The 17,027-nt window shown below is 71.7% G+C and carries 12 protein-coding genes and 3 pseudogenes; 8 read left to right on the top strand and 7 right to left on the bottom strand.

The annotated features are described in order from the left end of the window. Positions 1 to 52 precede the first annotated feature (52 nt). From ACFP2V_RS30105 to ACFP2V_RS30090, 4 genes and pseudogenes are all read right to left on the bottom strand, one after another. A complete protein-coding gene (locus tag ACFP2V_RS30105; protein WP_381218451.1) occupies positions 53 to 1,402 on the bottom strand; it encodes a serine hydrolase domain-containing protein in 1,350 nt (449 codons plus the stop codon). A 91-nt stretch (positions 1,403 to 1,493) separates the two neighbouring features. Further along, positions 1,494 to 2,906, bottom strand: coding sequence for a cytochrome P450 (locus ACFP2V_RS30100; RefSeq protein ID WP_381218450.1), 1,413 nt, complete (start codon positions 2,904 to 2,906; stop codon positions 1,494 to 1,496). 885 nt (positions 2,907 to 3,791) lie between these two features. Beyond that, positions 3,792 to 4,544: a thioesterase II family protein gene (locus ACFP2V_RS30095; RefSeq protein ID WP_381218449.1), complete on the bottom strand. Its 753-nt coding sequence runs from the start codon at positions 4,542 to 4,544 to the stop codon at positions 3,792 to 3,794. Between the two features lie 187 nt (positions 4,545 to 4,731). Next, positions 4,732 to 4,905 (bottom strand): annotated as a pseudogene (locus ACFP2V_RS30090) (tryptophan-rich sensory protein); the annotation flags it as partial. A gap of 432 nt (positions 4,906 to 5,337) precedes the next feature. Here ACFP2V_RS30090 and ACFP2V_RS30085 point away from each other — a divergent pair. From ACFP2V_RS30085 to ACFP2V_RS30075, 3 genes and pseudogenes are all read left to right on the top strand, one after another. Continuing rightward, positions 5,338 to 5,670: a WhiB family transcriptional regulator gene (locus tag ACFP2V_RS30085; RefSeq protein WP_381218448.1), complete on the top strand. Its 333-nt coding sequence runs from the start codon at positions 5,338 to 5,340 to the stop codon at positions 5,668 to 5,670. 495 nt (positions 5,671 to 6,165) lie between these two features. Further along, a pseudogene (locus ACFP2V_RS30080) lies at positions 6,166 to 6,462 on the top strand (DUF2071 domain-containing protein); the annotation flags it as partial. Positions 6,463 to 6,494: 32 nt separating this feature from the next. Next, entirely contained in the window at positions 6,495 to 7,067 is a 573-nt protein-coding gene (locus ACFP2V_RS30075) for a hypothetical protein (protein WP_381218447.1), read from the top strand. 45 nt (positions 7,068 to 7,112) lie between these two features. Here ACFP2V_RS30075 and ACFP2V_RS30070 read toward each other — a convergent pair. Continuing rightward, positions 7,113 to 7,993, bottom strand: a pseudogene (locus ACFP2V_RS30070) (Rieske (2Fe-2S) protein). Positions 7,994 to 8,236: 243 nt separating this feature from the next. Next, positions 8,237 to 8,722: an SPW repeat protein gene (locus ACFP2V_RS30065; protein WP_381218446.1), complete on the bottom strand. Its 486-nt coding sequence runs from the start codon at positions 8,720 to 8,722 to the stop codon at positions 8,237 to 8,239. 453 nt (positions 8,723 to 9,175) lie between these two features. Here ACFP2V_RS30065 and ACFP2V_RS30060 point away from each other — a divergent pair, with 453 nt between their 5' ends. Next, positions 9,176 to 10,897, top strand: a complete 1,722-nt coding sequence (locus ACFP2V_RS30060; RefSeq protein WP_381218445.1) for a SpoIIE family protein phosphatase — start codon at positions 9,176 to 9,178, stop codon at positions 10,895 to 10,897. 81 nt (positions 10,898 to 10,978) lie between these two features. Here the strand turns inward: ACFP2V_RS30060 and ACFP2V_RS30055 are convergent, their stop codons facing one another. Continuing rightward, positions 10,979 to 11,218: a hypothetical protein gene (locus ACFP2V_RS30055; protein WP_381218444.1), complete on the bottom strand. Its 240-nt coding sequence runs from the start codon at positions 11,216 to 11,218 to the stop codon at positions 10,979 to 10,981. Between the two features lie 735 nt (positions 11,219 to 11,953). On the opposite strand from ACFP2V_RS30055, the gene ACFP2V_RS30050 reads away from it, so the two are divergent. The 4 genes from ACFP2V_RS30050 to ACFP2V_RS30035 all read left to right on the top strand — a co-directional run bounded on the left by ACFP2V_RS30050 (position 11,954) and on the right by ACFP2V_RS30035 (position 17,021). Next, a complete protein-coding gene (locus ACFP2V_RS30050) occupies positions 11,954 to 13,990 on the top strand; it encodes an ATP-binding cassette domain-containing protein (RefSeq protein WP_381218443.1) in 2,037 nt (678 codons plus the stop codon). A gap of 420 nt (positions 13,991 to 14,410) precedes the next feature. Further along, positions 14,411 to 14,872, top strand: coding sequence for a universal stress protein (locus ACFP2V_RS30045; RefSeq protein ID WP_381218442.1), 462 nt, complete (start codon positions 14,411 to 14,413; stop codon positions 14,870 to 14,872). Between the two features lie 153 nt (positions 14,873 to 15,025). After that, the gene (locus ACFP2V_RS30040) at positions 15,026 to 16,438 is read left to right on the top strand and encodes an amino acid permease (RefSeq protein WP_381218441.1); all 1,413 of its coding nucleotides are present in this window, start codon (positions 15,026 to 15,028) and stop codon (positions 16,436 to 16,438) included. Positions 16,439 to 16,577: 139 nt separating this feature from the next. Beyond that, a complete protein-coding gene (locus ACFP2V_RS30035; RefSeq protein WP_381218473.1) occupies positions 16,578 to 17,021 on the top strand; it encodes a hypothetical protein in 444 nt (147 codons plus the stop codon). The last annotated feature ends 6 nt before the right edge of the window (positions 17,022 to 17,027 follow it).

Raw genomic sequence — 17,027 nt, 5'->3', positions numbered from 1 at the left:
CGGAGCGGTGCGGGGTCCGTGCGTACGGGGCTGGTGCGTGACGTGGGCGCGGTCAGACGGTGCCGGCGCGGCGCGCGGTGCGTCCGGATATCTGCAGGCGGTCGATGGTCCCGGTGGCGGGGTCGCGGTGGAAGCGGCCGCCGGGCTCGTGCCGGCCCGTGGCCGGGTCGACCAGATCGCAGGACAGGTCCGGGTAGCACACCAGTGGGATGGGGCAGTCGCCGTCGACGGACAGGGTCGGCGTGCCGTCGCCGTCGAGCTTGACCGCGTACTCGGTGCCCCCGTTGCGGTAGGTGCCGGCGCATTCCGGCAGCGGTACGGCAAGGCCGCGGCGGGCGGTGGCCGGGGCCGCCGGCACGCGTACGCCGGTGAGCCGGGCGAGGTCGGCGGCGAGGTCCCGCCACAGGGCGGTGGCGCCGCCGGCGTTGCCGGTGAAGGCGACGACGACGCCGCTGTCCGGGTCGGCCCGCAGATGGCAGGAGGTGCCCTGGGCGTTCCCGTCGTGGCCGCACCACACGCGGCCGTCCTGCTGGAAGAGGGCGAGGCCCAGGCCCCAGGAGTCCGCCAGGGCACCGGGGTCGGCGGCCGGCTCGGGACGGCGCATCCGGGCGGCGACGGACGCGGGCAGGGCGGTGGACCGGCCGATGACGGCCCTTCCCAGGGCCACTAGGTCCTCGGCGCTCGCCAGCAGGGCTCCGGCCGGAGCCTCCACCGGGGCGAGGTTCTGGTGGGCCGGGCGCACCAGGCCCGTGGCCGTGTTGAGGGCGTGACCGATGGCGACCGGCCGCGCGGGGGTGGCGTCGCCGAGGAAGGCGGGGACGATGCCCAGGGGTTCGAGGAGGAGCGCTCGCAGCGCTTCCCGCCAGGTCATGCCCGTCACTTCGGACACGAGCAGGCCGGCGGCGACGTAGCCGGCGTTGGAATAGGAGAAGCCGGTTCCCGGCGGGAACAGGGCGCTCTGCGCGGTGCAGACCGCCGAGAGGTAGCGCGTGGCGGTGGTGCCGGCGGCGCTGTCGGAGTCGGGTCCGGTGGGCAGGCCGGCGGTGTGACTGAGCAGGTGACGCGCGGTCACCTCGGACGACGGCCGTAATGCGGGTAACAGTTCGGCGGCGGGCCCGTCGAGGTCGAGGTCTCCGTCGTCGGCGAGGAGCAGCACGGCGGCGGCCGTGCCGATCTTGGTGACGGAGCCCAGGGGTACGGCCGTGTCCTCGGTGAACGGGGTTCCCGTCAGGGCGTCGGCCGTGCCGGTGTGCACGCTGAGGGTGTGCGTGCCGGTGTGGACGGCCAGTTGGGCGCCGGGCACGCGGTGGGCGCGCGCGAGGGAGTCGAGGCGGCTCTGCACCTCTTGGCGCAGTGGGGACGGCGGCCGGTCGGCGGCCGGAGCGGCGGTGGGGTACGGCATGGGAAAGGGACTCCTGGTGAGAGCGGGTGCGGGGAGAAAACGCGGCCGGCCCGCGGGTGAGCGGTGCGGGACCTGGGCGCGTCGACGCGCGTTACGGCCTGGTGGCGACGGTCGGCAGGTGGCGTACGCCGACGATGACGGCCGGGTTCTGGTACGCGACGTCGTCGTAGGAGGGGACCGCGAAGGCGGGGAAACGTTCCATCTGCATATGCGGCGTGATCCGTGCTTCCAGCCGGGCCAGGGGCGCGCCGAAGCAGAAGTGGATGCCGTGGCCGAAGGTCGGATGGGGATTCGGACCGCGGGCCACGTCGAAGACGTCCGGATCGGTGAAGCGGGAGGGATCACGGTCGGCGGCACTCAGGTGCACCATCAGCAGGGTGTCGGCCGGGATTTCGTGGCCGCCTAGGGGGTGTTTCGAAAGTCCTGTGCGGTGCCCGCGGTGCTCGGTGCGTGCTCTCGGCGTGCCGGACGAAAGCCCTCGTACTGGACGTACTTGGGCTTTCGGCCGGTGCGGCGAAGGGGGTACCTCCCTGCTCGAGCGAAGCCGAGAGCTTGGGGGCGCGTGCCGGGTGCCGCGGGCGCTGTGCGGGACTTTCGAAACACCCCCCAGCACCACCGGCCGGGTGGTGCGCCTTCCCCGTTCGGGGAAGGGCGGCAGCAGGCGCGGTACTTCCTCGACGGCGTCCGGCAGTCGGCCGGGGTTCTCGCGCAGCGCGGCGAGCGTTCCGGGATGCCGGTCGAAGGTGACCACGGCGTCGCCGAGCAGAGCGGTGGTGGTGATGTGCCCGGCGACCAGCAGCAGGGCCACCCATCCGGCGATCTCCTCGTCCGCAGGGCGCGTTCCGTCCACCTCGGCGGTGAGGGGTCTGCTGGTGAGGTCGCCCCCGGGGTGGGCGCGGCGGTGCCGGATGCGGTCCAGCGCGTAGCCGTTCGTCTCGCGCACGGTCGGGGCGGTGGCCTCCAGGGCCCGTTCCAGGTCGGCCGTGCCGAGGCCGTCGCCGAGCTGGTCGCCGCCGAAGAGGGGACTGGCCCGCTCCTGGAACAGCCTGGGGTCGTCGGCGGGGACGCCGGGGAGTTCGGCGATCACGGTGATCGGCAGGGAGTGGGCGAGGGTGTCGGCCAGGTCGAACCGGTCGCGGTCGGCGACACCGTCGAGGAGGCGCGCGCACACGGCCTCGATGCGCGGTTCGGGCCCGGGGACCACTCCGGGGGTGAAGGCCTGGCTCACCAAGGCGCGGAGTGTGCGGTGTTCCGGCGGGTCCATGCCGGCGAAGCCGCCCTGTCGGAAGGTCTCGAAGTCCTGCTGGGTGGGAGCGATCGGGGTGGGGCCGGAGGAGTACGCCCCCGGGTCGGCGAGTACGGCGGAGACCCCCCGGTGGTCCACGACACGCCACTGGTCCTGCGCTTCGTCGTAGGTCACGGGGCCCGCCTCGCGTATGGACCGCCACTGGCCGGGTAACGCGTCCAGGGGCGATTCGGCCTCGGTCGGTTGAGTGCTTGTCACCGGTTCTCCTTGGGTGGGGACGCACGGGCCCGGCATGGGCCGTCAACGGTGGTGGGGGCTCGCCGGGCAGGAAGCTACGGCCGTCATGGGCGCGGTCGACGGGTGTGCCACCGCACGGCGGACCTCGCTCCGCGCCAGGTGGCCGGCTCGCGGCCGGGCCGGGCGGGCCTCCGCTCGGGAGCGACCCGTCCGTCCGCCCCCTCGCGGAATCCCCGTGGTGGCCGGGGGCGTCAGCAGACCCGTGGACAGGTTCCGTACGCCGGGGCGGCGGTTCCGAGCGGTCCGGACGTCCGCCGTGCGGTCGGCAAGCCCGCACGCCCGCAGCCTGGTGACACGTGCCTCAAGCGCAAAACAGACATTCCTGCATCCCCCCAGCGGCTTTCCCGCGCAGTGGCTCCGCGCAGGACTCTCCTGTCCCATGATGTGGCGCTTTACGTGCCGAAAAGGCACTTCGGCACGATCCATCCGGGCCGAATGCGCTCACAGTTTTCACGTTGGGTCACAGGATGGCAACCCCCCGAAATCGGAGGGGAGACGGCCTGTCAGCAACCCACCGTCAGGGGCGTGTGTCCCGCCGTTCCAGAATCAAACCCCTTGCCCCGCAGCAGAATTGACTTTATTTCGACAACTGGGCCACAACCGCCACCACCTGCATCGTCCGTCTCGGACGCAGGGGCTCTCGCCCCGTGGGTTTCGGCCAGATTCGGCAACGGCACGCCTGAACGCCGCCCCGTCCCAGGCACTTCGGCGGGCACCCGGCGCGGGGGAACGACCCGGCGCATGGAGGGAGTCACCGGCGCTCACGGTCACCACGCGCGCACGGGCGCACACCAACAAGGTCGTGGCGCTACCACGAGCCCCCGCGAGCCGTGAACGCGCCGCCCGTCATCGTCCGCCGGCGTCGGCGCACTCGGCGACGAGCCGCACGACGGTGTCCGGACGGTCCGTCAGGAAGAAGTGCTCCCCGGGGAGGATTTCCAGCCGGAAACCGGCCGTGGTGTGACTCTTCCAGGCCGCGGCCTCCTCCGGCGCGACCTGTGGGTCCCGGTCCCCGGTCAGGCAGAGGACGGGCGTGTCCACCACCGCGTCGGGAACCGGCCGGTACCGGGTGACCGCCCGGTAGTCATTGCGTAGGACGGGCAGGAACAGGTCCATGAGTTCCGGACTGCGGACGATCGCCGGGTCGGTGCCGCCGAGACCGGCAAGGTGGTCGAGGATCTCCTGGTCGGAGTCGAAAGCGGGCAATTCGCGCTGTGCCGACGGGGCGGTCCGGCCGGAGACGACGAGACGGCAGTGCGCCGTCAACCGGTCGCGCCCGAGCCGGAGTACCGACTCGAAGGCGACGGACGCCCCCATGCTGTGGCCGACGAGCACGAGCGGCACGGGCTCCGCCGCCCATCGCCGCAGGGACGGCACCAGCCGGTCGGCGAGTCCTTCGACGGTCGCCACGAACGGTTCACCGAAGCGCTCCTGCCGCCCCGGGTACTGAACGGCCGCGACGTCGTACCCCTCGGGGAACCGCCGGGCGAACGGCGCGTAGAACGATGCGGCGCCACCGGCGTGCGGAAAGAAGAGCACGCGCGCGCGAGGTGGCGTGGCACCGCGCAGTGGTCTGATCCAGGGGTCCTTGTCCTCCATCGGCGTTCTCCGCCCTCCTTCCCTGTGGCCGGGGTCGTGCGCCCGGCCGGCCCGGTGTGGCCCTCGCCGACCGTACGGTGCCCGGGCGCCGACCGTCGATGGCACCACGTCCACAGCGCGTAGGGAGCGAGGCGGCCGGGCTCTCGCGCCGGAAAAGCAGCATCGTGGTGCCGGGAGCGGCCAGGAGCGGGCAGATGTCGGGGAACGCGAGGCCGTACCGGCCGACCGCGAAGAACAGCGGCGTCCAGGTCAGGTCGAAGGCGAGCTGCGCGCCCCGGAAAAGGACCTCCGCCTCGGCCTTCGCCAGTGACCGGCGGCGCGGTACGAGCCAGGCGGAGACGGCGGTGGTGGCGTACGGCACCGTCCGGACCGGACCGCCGGGAGGGCGGGGCCCACGCGGGACCCTCGAGTGAGCGGTACGTGCTGCCTGAGTCCGCGGCCGCGACACCACCCAGGGCGGCAACCGCGTAGCAGACCACGAGAAGCAGGGGCAGGAGCGACCGGCGCGAGGCGGAGCGGGGTCGCAGGTCCTTCCCGGGCGGGCTCCCGTCACCTGCTGTCTCCTTCCGACGCGCCGCCGGCGTCGTGTCCGGGCGCCCCCGGAACCCGCTGTCCGATGCGAACGTGGTGCGCGGCGCCCGCTCACGCCCGTCCCGGGCGTGGCCGTGCCGAAACCTCGCCGGTATGCCCGGCACACCGGGCTTACAGTGGGAAGCACGACCCCTGCCGGGCCTGCGGCACACCCGTGCCGCAGCCACCTGCCGGCTCAGCCGGCGTCTGGCGGAGGTGTGCCGTGCCGGACAACTGTCGGCCTTCTCGCTTCAGCGCTGACCTGTTCCCCGCCGCACGCGGATGGATCCGCGATGCCGCGTGCGTGGGCGAGGACCCCGAGCTGTTCTTCCCTCTGACCGAGCAGGACAGCGAGCCCCAGGTTGCTCGCGCGCGGGCGGTCTGCCGCGGCTGCCGCGTCCTGCTCGCCTGCCGCCGGTGGGCCGTCGAGCAAGGGGAGGACGCCGGCATCTGGGGTGCGACCACCGCCGCGCAGCGTCGCGCCATCCGCCGGGGGCTGTTCGACGGCCCGGCGGGGCCGACGGCCGGGAAAACGGTTCACGCACGTCGGGAATGACCACAGCCGCCGCGGCGCCGGAACCGATGGGGCAAAGCCGCGGCGTGCGAGGCGGGGCGAACGGGTACTCGGCGTCCGGTGCGAACCCATGAGCCCGCAAAAGGCCTCGCAGAGGACGGCCCGCCGGACCATGCGTACCGCGTGCGCGGCTCGTGGACGAGCCGAAGACCCCTCGCCGTCCGCGGAAAAGGGCATCCTGTAAGTCGGCGGCCTCGCCCACCCGTTGCACTCCCGCCGTCTCGGCAGGTCGGTGGGGGCTCCGGCGAGTCCCGGCGTGCGGACGAACCGACGGGCGCTCGCGCCCCTGCCCGCCAGGGCGGCCGCCGCCCGGAGTCGGCGCGGTGGATGAGCGGTGGATGACCAGTGAGCACAGAGGGAAAGCCGGCACTCCCGCTTGGACGGTGCCGGGCTTCATGCCGCTCCAGGAGCATCCAGCGGTGCGCTCTCGTTGCGCAGGCCTTGTATCAGCACCCTCCGTTCCTCCTCACAAGCCCCTCCCACCGCCTGGTCGTCCGCCCCGGCGAACCGGTCGAGCCGGCGGAACAGGACGTATGGCTGACCTCGCGCCGGCGGGCGTACACACGTCGGCTCGGCATGCTCCGGGAGACGCCCGTCGAGCATGCACCATGGCCGCCGGCCACAGCCGCCGTCGACGTGCTGGAGGAGACGCCGACCACGGCGGCCGGCCTTCCCGCCCCCCTCCGCGAGCCCCTGGCGCACTTCTCGGAAGGGGTCGGGCACGTACGGCTGGGGCCCTCCAGGCCCTGTGCCCCAAAGCCGAGCCTTTCGTGACCCGGCTGCGCTTCGACGGCTGGATCGCGGGCATGGGAACCTCTTCCGGGACGCGCATCGTGCTCGGACACTGGCTGCGGTCGCCGTTCGGACCCTTCAGCGATGTGATGCTCGAACGGGCCGATGGGGACAGGCTGCTGCTGGCCCCCACGCAGGAGACGGCGAACTTTGTCAGCGGCACCTACACCTTCGACACCGTACGCGTCCTACCGGTCGACGTAAGCGTCGCAGCCAGTACCTGGACCGTTGCGGCTGGGTCATTCGACCTGCGCTTCTCCACCGGTCGGCGAGGACTCCTCGGGTTCCTGCTGGCTGCCGTTCCAGGCGCGCTCGCCCGCCGCCCGGCGTGGATCGCGCTGCTGGACCGGCCGGCCCGTGTGCTGCTGCCCGGTGTGCGGACCCGTGGCAGTGCCGGCGGGGGCCGCCGCGAGTGGTACGGCGCTCGTGACCTGCGGCCGATCGCCGCGCTGTCGGCGGTCTTCGAGGGCGAGGACCTCGGCGCCATGGCACGGGTCGAACCGCCCGTTCGCTTCGGGTTCGGTTCGGTTCCACAAAAGCCCACCGTCACTCGGGTGACGACGACGGTGGAGCTCGGTCCGGAGTGAGGACATCCGGCCAGGGGCACCCGGCCGGCCCCCCGCGGGGACGGCTCACTCGCCGTCCGCTTCCCGGCCGGTTCGGCGCAGACGCACCTCGACATGCCCGTCGAGGATCCGGGTGTCGAAGGCGGGCTGCGGTGCGGTGGCCGGACCGCGGACGTTCCAGCCGTCCGAGAGCCGGAAGACACTGCCGTGCCACGGGCACCGGACACATCCGTCGGCGACCGTGCCCTCGGACAGCGGACCGGCGAGATGGCTGCACCGCTCGGCCAGTGCGTGGATCACCCCGCCGGTTTCACGGACCACCAGGACCGGCACATCGTCCACGACGCGCCGCACGGGCCGCCCGGCCGGAAACTCGGCCACGGCACCGATCCGGTGCCAACCCTCCCGGACGACGTGCGGCACCTCTTCCGCGTGGTTGGCGCCGGACGCCTGGCGGTAGGCCAGGTGGCCGCCCAGCATGCCGCCGAGCCCCACCGCCGTCAGCCCCAGGAAGCCGTACGCCCGGCCGGCCCCGTACGCCCCTTGAGGCGACAGGTGAGCGAGGTCGCGTACAAGCCCACGGCCGCCCAGTTCGCCATGGCGTGCACCAGCCCCACACGCGCCTGCTCGCGGTGCAGCTCCGCCCAGTCGACGGCGCCCGCCAGCGCGGAGGGCGCGGCCGCGGCCAGGCCGACACCGACGAGCAGTCCCGCCTCGCGGGAGCGATCGGACCGTGTGTCCAGCACGGCCGCGGACAGCCAACTCCCGATCGGTACCTGCACCATCAGCGGATGGGCCGGGTGCCCCAGCCACCTGCCGTGCAGCACGTCCCGGCCGCGCCCCAGCGGCAGGGACCGTACCCCCGCCCGTAGAGCGTCGATCACCGGGTCGGCCCAGGGCGCCCGTTCCAGACGGTCCAGCAGCCACAGCACTCGGCTCTGCTGCATCCGGCGGCGACGTGGCGTTGCAGTCATGGGCGCCGAGTCCCCCGCCTGCGCACATGACAAACGCGGGCGGGTCCCGGCGCCCTCTTGGCTCAGTCCGTCGGCCGGATGACGGCGCGCACGCAGCCGTCCTCCTTCTCCTTGGAACATCTCCTGGGACCGTGGCGCCTCGTCCAGGGGTACGGTGTGGGGCGCCGGGTGGGAGGTGCCCGGCTCCCCGGCCGCCATCCGGTCGAGCAGCACTCGTCAGCGAGCCATCCGGGCGGAGCGGCCGCGGCCGCCCCGGGCGGTGCCGCCCCGGTCGGTGCCGCCCACCGCCATGCCGGCCGCCAGCGCGAGCAGCAGGGCGATGCCGCCGACGATGACGTTGCTGACCACCGTGCGCGTGGTGGCCACGCTTCCGGCCACCACCCACGGCGCGATGATGGTCCAGACGCCGAGCATGGCGGCAGCCCACGCGCGGGCGTGAGTGCGCTCGTAAGCCTGGCCGAATCCGCTCAGCAGCAGGGCGTAGGCGATGCCGGTGATGAGATTGTTCACTGCCAGGGTGGTGAAGCCGTTGAAGCCCGCGATCCAGGGAGACGCGGCCAGATACAGGCCGGTGACGAGAGCCAGTGCCTCGACGGCCTGCCCCCGCTGGGTCGTCACGGCCCGCTCGGCCTGGGCGTGACGCTCACGCATCTCCGCGATGTCCGGGTGCGACTCCATGGTGGTGTGGGTCCGATCGGTCATGATCGCCTCCTGGTTCAGGGGTCTACGACGACCGGGTACCCCCCACACGGCCGCGAACCGAACCGGTCGATCGAGTTGCGACCGTCCTGCTGACCGCTCGCAACCGACCAGGCACGCGGACCGTCAGCTGTCGCCCCCCATCGCCTCGCGTACGGCGTCCTTGGTGCGGTCCCTGAGGGCCTCGACGGGCCCAAGGGCGATGTTTCGCCGTCGCGGACTCCACTCCGGGGTGCGGACGGGTGGGCGCCAGGGCCTCGGCCGCCTTGATGCCCTTGGCCGGGGTGGCGAGCCCGTCGACATCCGCGCTACGCCGGATGTGGGTGAACTCGTAGCACTCTTCGGCCCGATCATGGTGTTGTTCGAGGGCGAGGCTGGATTCACCGGCGCCGGGGCGCCCGGGGAAGGAAAAATCGCTGTGCGGACGTTCCGCCAGTCAGCGAAGGAGATGAGGGTATGGCAGGGGAACATGCGCGGGCCCTCGGGAAACCGTCCCCGGCCGAACCCGCTGCCACGCTCACCAGGGCGCTGGAGGCCATCGGGACCGGAGCGTACATCGTGGACGAGCAGGGCCGCGTCATCGCGGTCAACGCCCACGCCGAACAGCTGCTGGCCCGGCCCGCCGAGGAACTCCTCGGTCGCGACGCGCACGACCTGTTGCACCGGGACGCCCACGGCCAGCCCTTGTCAAGGGCTCAATGCAGCGTGCGCCAGGCTTTCCACGCCGGGCGCACCGCCCAGGTCGAGGAGGACCACTTCGCACGCGGGGACGGCTCCCTGCTGCCCATCTCCTGGCTGGTCACCCCCTACGACATCGGTGACCACGAACTCGGCACGCTCGTTCTCTTCCACGCCCGGCACCCGCTGGAAATCGACCCTCGGCCGGAGCCGACGACCAGGCCACTGCCGGAACTCGAACGGCTCGCGCTCCTGGCCGAGACCACCACTCAGCTGACCTCCACCCTCGATGTCGAGGAGGCGCTGCGCCGGCTGGTGACCCTGGTGGTGCCCCGGCTGGCGGACTGGGCCATCATCGATTTGATCACCGAGCGCGACGAGGTGTGGCGCACCCTCGTCACCCACGCGGACGGTGACGCCCTGGTGCGCCACGAGGAGCTGCAGGGACCGATGCCACCGGTCCCGGAGGATTCCCCGATGCCCTTGTCCAGGGCCCTGCGCGGGGTCGCTTCCGCCCTGGCCGGCCCGCAGACCTACCAGGGGGTACCGGATTCCGGCCTCGCGCTCGAACAGCGCCACCTGTTCGACGCCACCGGCATCCGCTCCGCGGCCATCGCCCCCATCCGCAGCACGCGCGAAGTACTGGGCGCCCTCACCCTGGGCCGCACCAAGAAAGCGGTGGACTTCACCACCGCCGATCTCCCCCTGATCGAGGACATCGCCCGCCGCGCCGGCCTCGCCCTGGACAACGCGAGTCTCTATGAGCGCCAGCGCAAGGTCGCGGAGACCATGCAGAACCACCTGCTGCCCCAGATGCCGCGCGTGCCCGGGTTGCAGATGACGGTGCGCTACCTGCCCGCACCCGACGCCTCACAGATCGGCGGCGACTGGTACGACGCCTTCTCCTTGTCCGACGGCGCCACCGCGCTGGCCGTGGGAGACGTCGTGGGTCACGATCTGGAGGCCGCGGCCGGCATGGCGCAGCTGCGCAACATGCTCCGCGCTTACGCCTGGGCCCTGCGGGAGCCCCCCAGCAGGATCATCGGCCGGCTGGACGAGGCGCTCCTGCACATCACCGACGTCACCATGGCCACCGTGATCTTCGCCCGGCTCGAAGAGGCGGAGGACGGCCATTGGAGACTGTCCTGGACCAACGCCGGCCACCCGCCACCCCTGCTGATCAGCCACGACGGCCTGGCCGGCTACCTCACGGACGGCCACGGCATTCTTCTGGGCACCGGGGCCCGTGGGCCCCGTACCGACGCCGTCGCCCTGCTGCCGCCCGGATCCACCCTTTTGTTGTACACCGACGGGCTGATCGAAGAACCCGGCCACACCCTCGACGAGGGTCTGCACCGGCTGCGCCAACACGCCGCCGCCCTCGCCCACCGCCCTCTGGCCGCCTTCACCGACCATCTGCTGCGCCGGGTCCGCCCCGTCGCCAACGACGACGACGTCGCCCTCCTCGCCTTGCGGACGCCTCTTCGAACGCGCCCCTGACCGCCGGTTCCCCCGGCGCGGCCGGCGACCGGGTACGCCGCCGTGCACTCGCCGCGCCGGCCCCCGTCCAGCTCACTGGCGTTACGGAGGGCCGCCCACTCCATCGGCGGCGGGAGTGGCGTACGGCCGGTCCTCGCCCGCCGCGGAGAACCGCGCGGTCCGCCGCGCGGACATGTCGGCGAAGACGCGCGGTGTGCGCGCCGTGCGCAGGGGTGGGGGAAACATGGTGCGGAAGGGGGCTGCGCCGACGGTCGGTTCACCGGGAGCGGTGACGATTTCCTGATCCACCTCACCGAGGGTGACCGGGTCGTCCCATCGCATGGGGCACTTCGGACAGGACACAGGGCGACCGTCCAGGTACTGACGGTGCGTTGTACGGGCGTACGGGCGTGACCCGGCCGTGCCTTCGCCGGTTCGCCCTCGGTACAGGAAACAGGGCGGTGGACGGCATGCCGGCACAGCCGGGTACGGGGGTTCCCACGGGCGGCGAGGCGGACGGTCCACTGGTGTCGGGGAGCCTCCAGGAGTCGTAGCCGGGACTCGGCCTCCGCCGGCAGCCCTCCCCCGTTCGCGCAGCACCTCTGCCGCGGGCGAGCCGTGGAGGCACGTATCAGACCTTACGGGCGGGAGCCGGGGACGACAGGGCTGGGCACCTTTCGGCCCGAGGGGGCCGGCGTTCTCGGGCAGCCGTCTGCCCCCGTGCGGCATGCGTGACCTGGGCCCTGCTGTTCCCCGGGCCCGCAGGGCGGATGCGGCTTTCGAGCTGGAAGCACGCTCGGCGTTTCGGCCACCGCCGCTGTGTGGCTGGCCCTTTGTGCGACAAGGGTCGGTGCACCCCACACGCTCCGCCACGCCCCGCTTCCGGGGTTCCGCACGCGACCGAAACACAGGTGTTCGAAATCCCGGCTGGGTCGTTGAGCCCGGGAAGCCAACCGCGGCGACCGTCAAGGGGGACACCATGACCTCGGCCGGCACACGAGAACAACCGGATCCCGGCACACCGGGCTCGGACACGGGCTCGGACACGGACTCAATCACGGGCTCGGGAGGAACACGATGACGGAGTCCATGAAGGGTCCGAAGGCCAAGGCCGGGAGGCGTCCTGTGCGGAGGCTCTTCGGTCGCGTGCGGATGGCCGAGCCCCAGGTCTCCGATGCCGAACGGGAGTTGTTCGGTGGTCCACTGCGCTACGACATGGGCTGGTCGGAACACGAGCACGCCCGACTCGACTTGACCATGCTGTCCGCTCTCCGTTCCATGCCTGGGCTGGCCGGGGCGACCCTACGGATGGCGTGGCAGGCAAACCGGCGTGCCCTGCTCGCCGTCGCGATCAGCGAGGTCGGACAGGGAATCACCACGGCCGTAGGACTGCTCGCGGTCAACGCCGTCATGCACGCGCTGCTCGGCTCGGGCACGCCGGTGGAGCGGCTGCACGCGATGCTCCCCGGCCTGCTCGCCGCTGCCGGGGCGGCCGTGGTCAACTCGGGTCTGGCCGGATGGTCCACCGCGCGGGCCGGCCGGCTGGAGCCGCTGGTCGAGCGGATCGCCACGACCCGGTACCTGGCCGCCGCCGCGTCGGTGGAGCTGGAAGCCATCGAGGATCCGGAGTTCCGGCGGCTGATCGATGTCGCCCAGTACGGCGCCGCGTCCGCCCGCCGCATGATCGGCGCCTGCGTGGCCTCGCTGAACGGGGGCATCTCCCTGATCTCCACGGCCGGAGTGCTCACCATCCTCCACCCGGCCTTGCTGCCGATGCTGATCCTGATCGCGGCCCCGCGCGGCTGGGGCGCGATGCGGGTGGCGCAGGAACGGTACGTGTCGGTGATGAGCTGGGTCGAGCACGTACGGGCCGGCCGCCTCATCGGCAACCTGCTCACCGAACGCACCGCCGCGCAGGAGGTGCGCATCCACTCCGTCGGGCCGTTCCTGCTCAGCCGCTACGAGCGTATGGCCGAAAGCGCCGAGGCCGAGCAGGAGCGACTGGCCTCCGGCAAGGCCGTCACGGAGTGGGTGGCCGCCGCGCTGTCCGGCGTGGCCATGGCCGGCACGTACGGAATCATGTTCTGGCTGATCATGGGCGGGCACATGAGCCTGGCAGTCGCCGGCACCGCGGTCATCGCCGTCCGCTCCGGCTCGGCGAGCCTGGGCGCGCTCGTGATGAACGTGAACCAGCTGCACGAGGAATCCCTCTACGTCCGCGACCACTCCCGTTTCCTGGACGAGGCGACGCGTCGGACCATCCCCAGCGGGGGCGATCCCGTTCCCTCGCAGGTGGGGCAGGTCACGCTCGACCAGGTCACCTACCGCTATCCGGACCGGGCGGAGCCCGCGCTGGACGAGGTGTCGCTCACGCTGCCCATGGGCTCGGTCACCGCCGTGGTCGGCGAGAACGGCTCCGGCAAGAGCACTCTGATGAAACTGCTGTCGGGCCTGTTGCTGCCGCAGGGCGGGACCGTGCGATGGGGCGACGCCGAGGTGGCTTCCCTGGACCGCTCCCAGCTCTTCGACCGCGTCGCGCTGCTCACCCAGGACTTCCAGCGCTGGCCCGTGACGGCGGCGATGAACATCCGGATCGGCCGGCCCGCCCACGAGGCCGGCCCCGAGGACCTTCGGCCGTCCGTCGACTACGCGGGTGCCGGACCGGTCATCGCGAAACTCCCCGACGGCCTGCGGAGCCTGCTGGCCCGCGTGTTCCGCGGCGCCAGTGAACTGTCCGGCGGCGAGTGGCAGAAGATCGGCCTGGCCCGCACCCACTGGCGCAGCTCCACCTCGGCGGCGGACGGCGTTCTGATCGTGGACGAGCCCACTTCCGCCCTCGACCCGGAAGCCGAGATCGCCGCCTTCGACCGCCTCCGCCGGCTCGCCGCCCCGGACCTGGCCGTCGTCCTGGTCACCCACCGCATGTCCGGGGTCCGGCACGCCGACCGCATCTACGTCCTGCACCAGGGCCGACTGGCCGAACAGGGCAGTCACGAGGAGCTGATGGTCGCCCGGGGCCGGTACGCCGCGATGTTCGCCGCCCAGGCCGCCCAGTACGCCCCGACACCCACCGTTCCCCACCCTGCCCCGCCCACCGTCGTGGACCCCGCCTGAAGGGGCACCTTCGCATGCTGAACGGGCCCCTCCCCCCGCCCTCCGCTCCCGGGAGTTCACACGACCGTCGAGGACCTCAACGCCGAAGCGTGGACCACGTACGGCCAACGACAGCTGAATCATGGGTACATGCCGCCCGTCCCCGAACGACTGGAGTGGACTCCTTGGAAAGGGGTCGGCCCCGGTACGGAGATCCTCGGTGACCTCACCGGGAAACGTGTCCTGGACATCGGCTCCGGCGCCGGACACCACGCCGTGCGCCTGGCCCGTGCACACGGCGCGCAGGTGACCGCGGTCGAACGGTCCGCCACCCAGCACCGACGGGCCACCGGCACTGCCAACAGTTGGATTGTCCACGGTTCTGGGCCAGGGCGCTTTTCGTCAGCTGCCTGGTACTGCGACGGTGCTTGCCTCGCAGGCGTGGAGGAACAGCACGAGCGGGACGAGCGGCAGGCGCACCGGTTCGAGCGGGGCACGGACGAACCCGAGGTCGTCGTCATCGGCGTGGACGGCTCCGACTCCTCGACGCGGGCCGCCGCGTATGCCGCCGGTCCCGTCCGGCGGCAGGGCGTGCCGCCCGCGGTGGTGTACGTGCCGCCGTCGCTGACGGCGGGAACGGTTCCGGGCGCGCCGGTGGCCGAGACGACCCACGAGATCGCCGAGCACCTCGTCCAGCGGATCCGGGAGGCAGCCGAACGGGTGAAGGGGATATCCGGGATCCGCTGGGAGTTCCGCACGTTCCGCGGCGCCCCGTACCACGGCCTGGTGAGGGCCGTTGACGAGCTGAAGGCGGGCGCGGTGGTGGTGGGCGCCTCCGAGCAGGCCGGTCATCGGCTCATCGGCTCGGTCGCGGTCCGCCTGGTGAAAGCGGGACGATGGTGACGATGGTGCCGTAGGCAGGGCCTGGACCAGTGGGCCGGACCGGCGACCGCCCCACCGCGGTCCGGCCGCGTGCGTGGCGGTCCTCCGTACCCGGCGGCGCTGAGCCGGCATCGTCCGCCGTCAGCCGTTGCCGTAGGCGAAGAGGTGAGGCACATGGCCGGACTCCGGATGGGCGAGGGCATGCTCCGCCGTAAACCCATTGAATACATCGAGGAGACGGAAACGGGTGAGGGGCCTCGGCTGGAGCGGACGCTGGGGCTGTGGCAGCTGACCGCGATCGGTGTGGGCGGCATCATCGGCGCGGGCATTTTCACCCTCGCCGGCACGGTGGCCAACGGCACGGCGGGGCCCGCGGTGCTGGTGTCCTTCCTCATCGCGGGCATGGCCAGTGCGGCGGCGGCCCTGTCGTACGCCGAGTTCGCGGGCCTGATCCCGAAGGCGGGTTCGGCCTACACCTACGGCTACGCGGTGCTCGGCGAGTTCGCCGGCTGGTTCATCGGCTGGGACCTGCTCCTGGAGTACACGGCGATCGTGGCGGTGGTCGCGATCGGCATCTCCGGCTACTTCAGCTTCCTGGTCGAGGACATGGGCGCGCATCTGCCCGCCTGGATGCTGGGCGCGCCCGGCACCGGTGCCGGGCACAGGGTGGACCTGTTCGCGGCGATCCTGTGCCTGCTCATCGCCTGGCTGCTGAACCTCGGCATCCGCAGCGCGGCCCGCTTCGAGACGATCGTGGTGGGGCTGAAGGTGCTGGTCGTGCTGGTGGTGATCCTGGTCGGTGTCTTCCACATCAACACCGCCAACTACCACCCCTTCTTCCCCTACGGGATCGGCGGGGCGTTCACGGGTGCGGCGACCGTGTTCTTCGCGGTCTTCGGCTACGACGCGATGTCGACGGCGGCCGAGGAGTCCAGGGACGCGCGGCGGCACATGCCGAAGGCGATCGTCTACTCGCTGGCGATCGCGATGGTCCTGTACGCGGCGGCCTGTCTGGTGCTGACCGGTATGCAGAACTACAAGGACATCGACAAGGAGAGCGGCTTCTCGACCGCGTTCAAGTCGGTGGGGCTGAGCCGGCTTGCGGACGTGATCGCGGTGGGCGCGATCATCGGCATCCTCACCGTGATGTTCACGTTCATGCTGGGGGTGACCCGGGTGTGGTTCTCCATGTCCCGGGACGGGCTGCTGCCCAAGTGGTTCGCGAAGACGCACCCCACGCGACACGTGCCGACGCGCGTGACGTGGATCGTCGGGGTGGCGTCGGCCGCCATCGCCGGCTTCCTGCCGATCGTGGAGGCGGCCGAACTGACCAACATCGGCATCCTGCTGGCGTTCGTGGTGGTGTGCACGGCGGTGATCGTGCTGCGCTACCGGCAGCCGGACCTGCCGCGCGGCTTCCGTACACCGGGGATGCCGTTCGTGCCGGCGCTGGGTGTGGTCTTCTCGCTCTGGCTGATCACGTTCCTGCAGTGGCAGACCTGGGTGCGGTTCGTCGTGTGGTTCCTGATCGGGTGCGGGATCTACTTCTCGTACTCGTACAAGCGCTCGGAGCTGGCCAAGCGCTAGGGTGCGTATCGAGTCGTGGTCGATGGGTGGTCCGGATGAGGTCTTTGCTCCGGATCATCGAGGCGCGCAGGTGGAGACCGGCGAGGCAGCCCGGGCGTGAGACCGGTAGGCGCGCATGCTCAGGAGTCGTGTGTTCGCCATGGATGCCGGTCGATCGTCACCCTGTGCCGGTGCTCTGCGGCATGATGACGCCGTGGACACCGAGGTACTGGTAGACGTCTGGCAGCGGCTTCTCGCCGACCCTCGCAAGTCGTGGGTGTTGTTCGAACACGGGACTTGTGTCGTGCTGACCGCTCCGGATGGAGAGCTCGCCGAACAGGCCACCGAGATCCTGAAGAAGTTCGGCCCGGTGCATGCCGGATCTTCGGCAGGGGACTTCGGGGTGACCGGCCTCAAGGACGTCGAGGGATGGATCGTCACCGGGCATCACAACGACGTCCTCACCTATGTCGGCCCTGATGAGCCTCATGATCAGTCGGAGATCGCCGTCGGGCTGTTCGGACGGTCCAAGCGTCATCGGGACGGCACCGAACTGAGCATCCTCCATGTTGAGGACAAGCGGGCTTCAGCGGACCTGGCATGAGTACCT

The sequence above is a fragment of the Streptomyces incanus genome (assembly GCF_042656345.1).
GTDB classification, from domain to species: Bacteria; Actinomycetota; Actinomycetes; order Streptomycetales; family Streptomycetaceae; genus Streptomyces; species Streptomyces incanus.
The sequence above is the reverse complement of the archived record's forward strand: the minus strand, read 5'-3'. Positions and strand labels throughout refer to the sequence as shown.

Excerpts from the sequence above, each read along its gene's own strand:
- ACFP2V_RS30105 (WP_381218451.1), bottom strand. The coding sequence starts at position 1,402 with ATGCCGTACCCCACCGCCGCTCCGGCCGCCGACCGGCCGCCGTCCCCA.
- ACFP2V_RS30095 (WP_381218449.1), bottom strand. The coding sequence starts at position 4,544 with ATGGAGGACAAGGACCCCTGGATCAGACCACTGCGCGGTGCCACGCCA.
- ACFP2V_RS30075 (WP_381218447.1), top strand. The coding sequence starts at position 6,495 with ATGGGAACCTCTTCCGGGACGCGCATCGTGCTCGGACACTGGCTGCGG.
- ACFP2V_RS30065 (WP_381218446.1), bottom strand. The coding sequence starts at position 8,722 with ATGACCGATCGGACCCACACCACCATGGAGTCGCACCCGGACATCGCG.
- ACFP2V_RS30060 (WP_381218445.1), top strand. The coding sequence starts at position 9,176 with ATGGCAGGGGAACATGCGCGGGCCCTCGGGAAACCGTCCCCGGCCGAA.
- ACFP2V_RS30055 (WP_381218444.1), bottom strand. The coding sequence starts at position 11,218 with ATGCGATGGGACGACCCGGTCACCCTCGGTGAGGTGGATCAGGAAATC.
- ACFP2V_RS30050 (WP_381218443.1), top strand. The coding sequence starts at position 11,954 with ATGACGGAGTCCATGAAGGGTCCGAAGGCCAAGGCCGGGAGGCGTCCT.
- ACFP2V_RS30040 (WP_381218441.1), top strand. The coding sequence starts at position 15,026 with ATGGCCGGACTCCGGATGGGCGAGGGCATGCTCCGCCGTAAACCCATT.
- ACFP2V_RS30035 (WP_381218473.1), top strand. The coding sequence starts at position 16,578 with ATGGATGCCGGTCGATCGTCACCCTGTGCCGGTGCTCTGCGGCATGAT.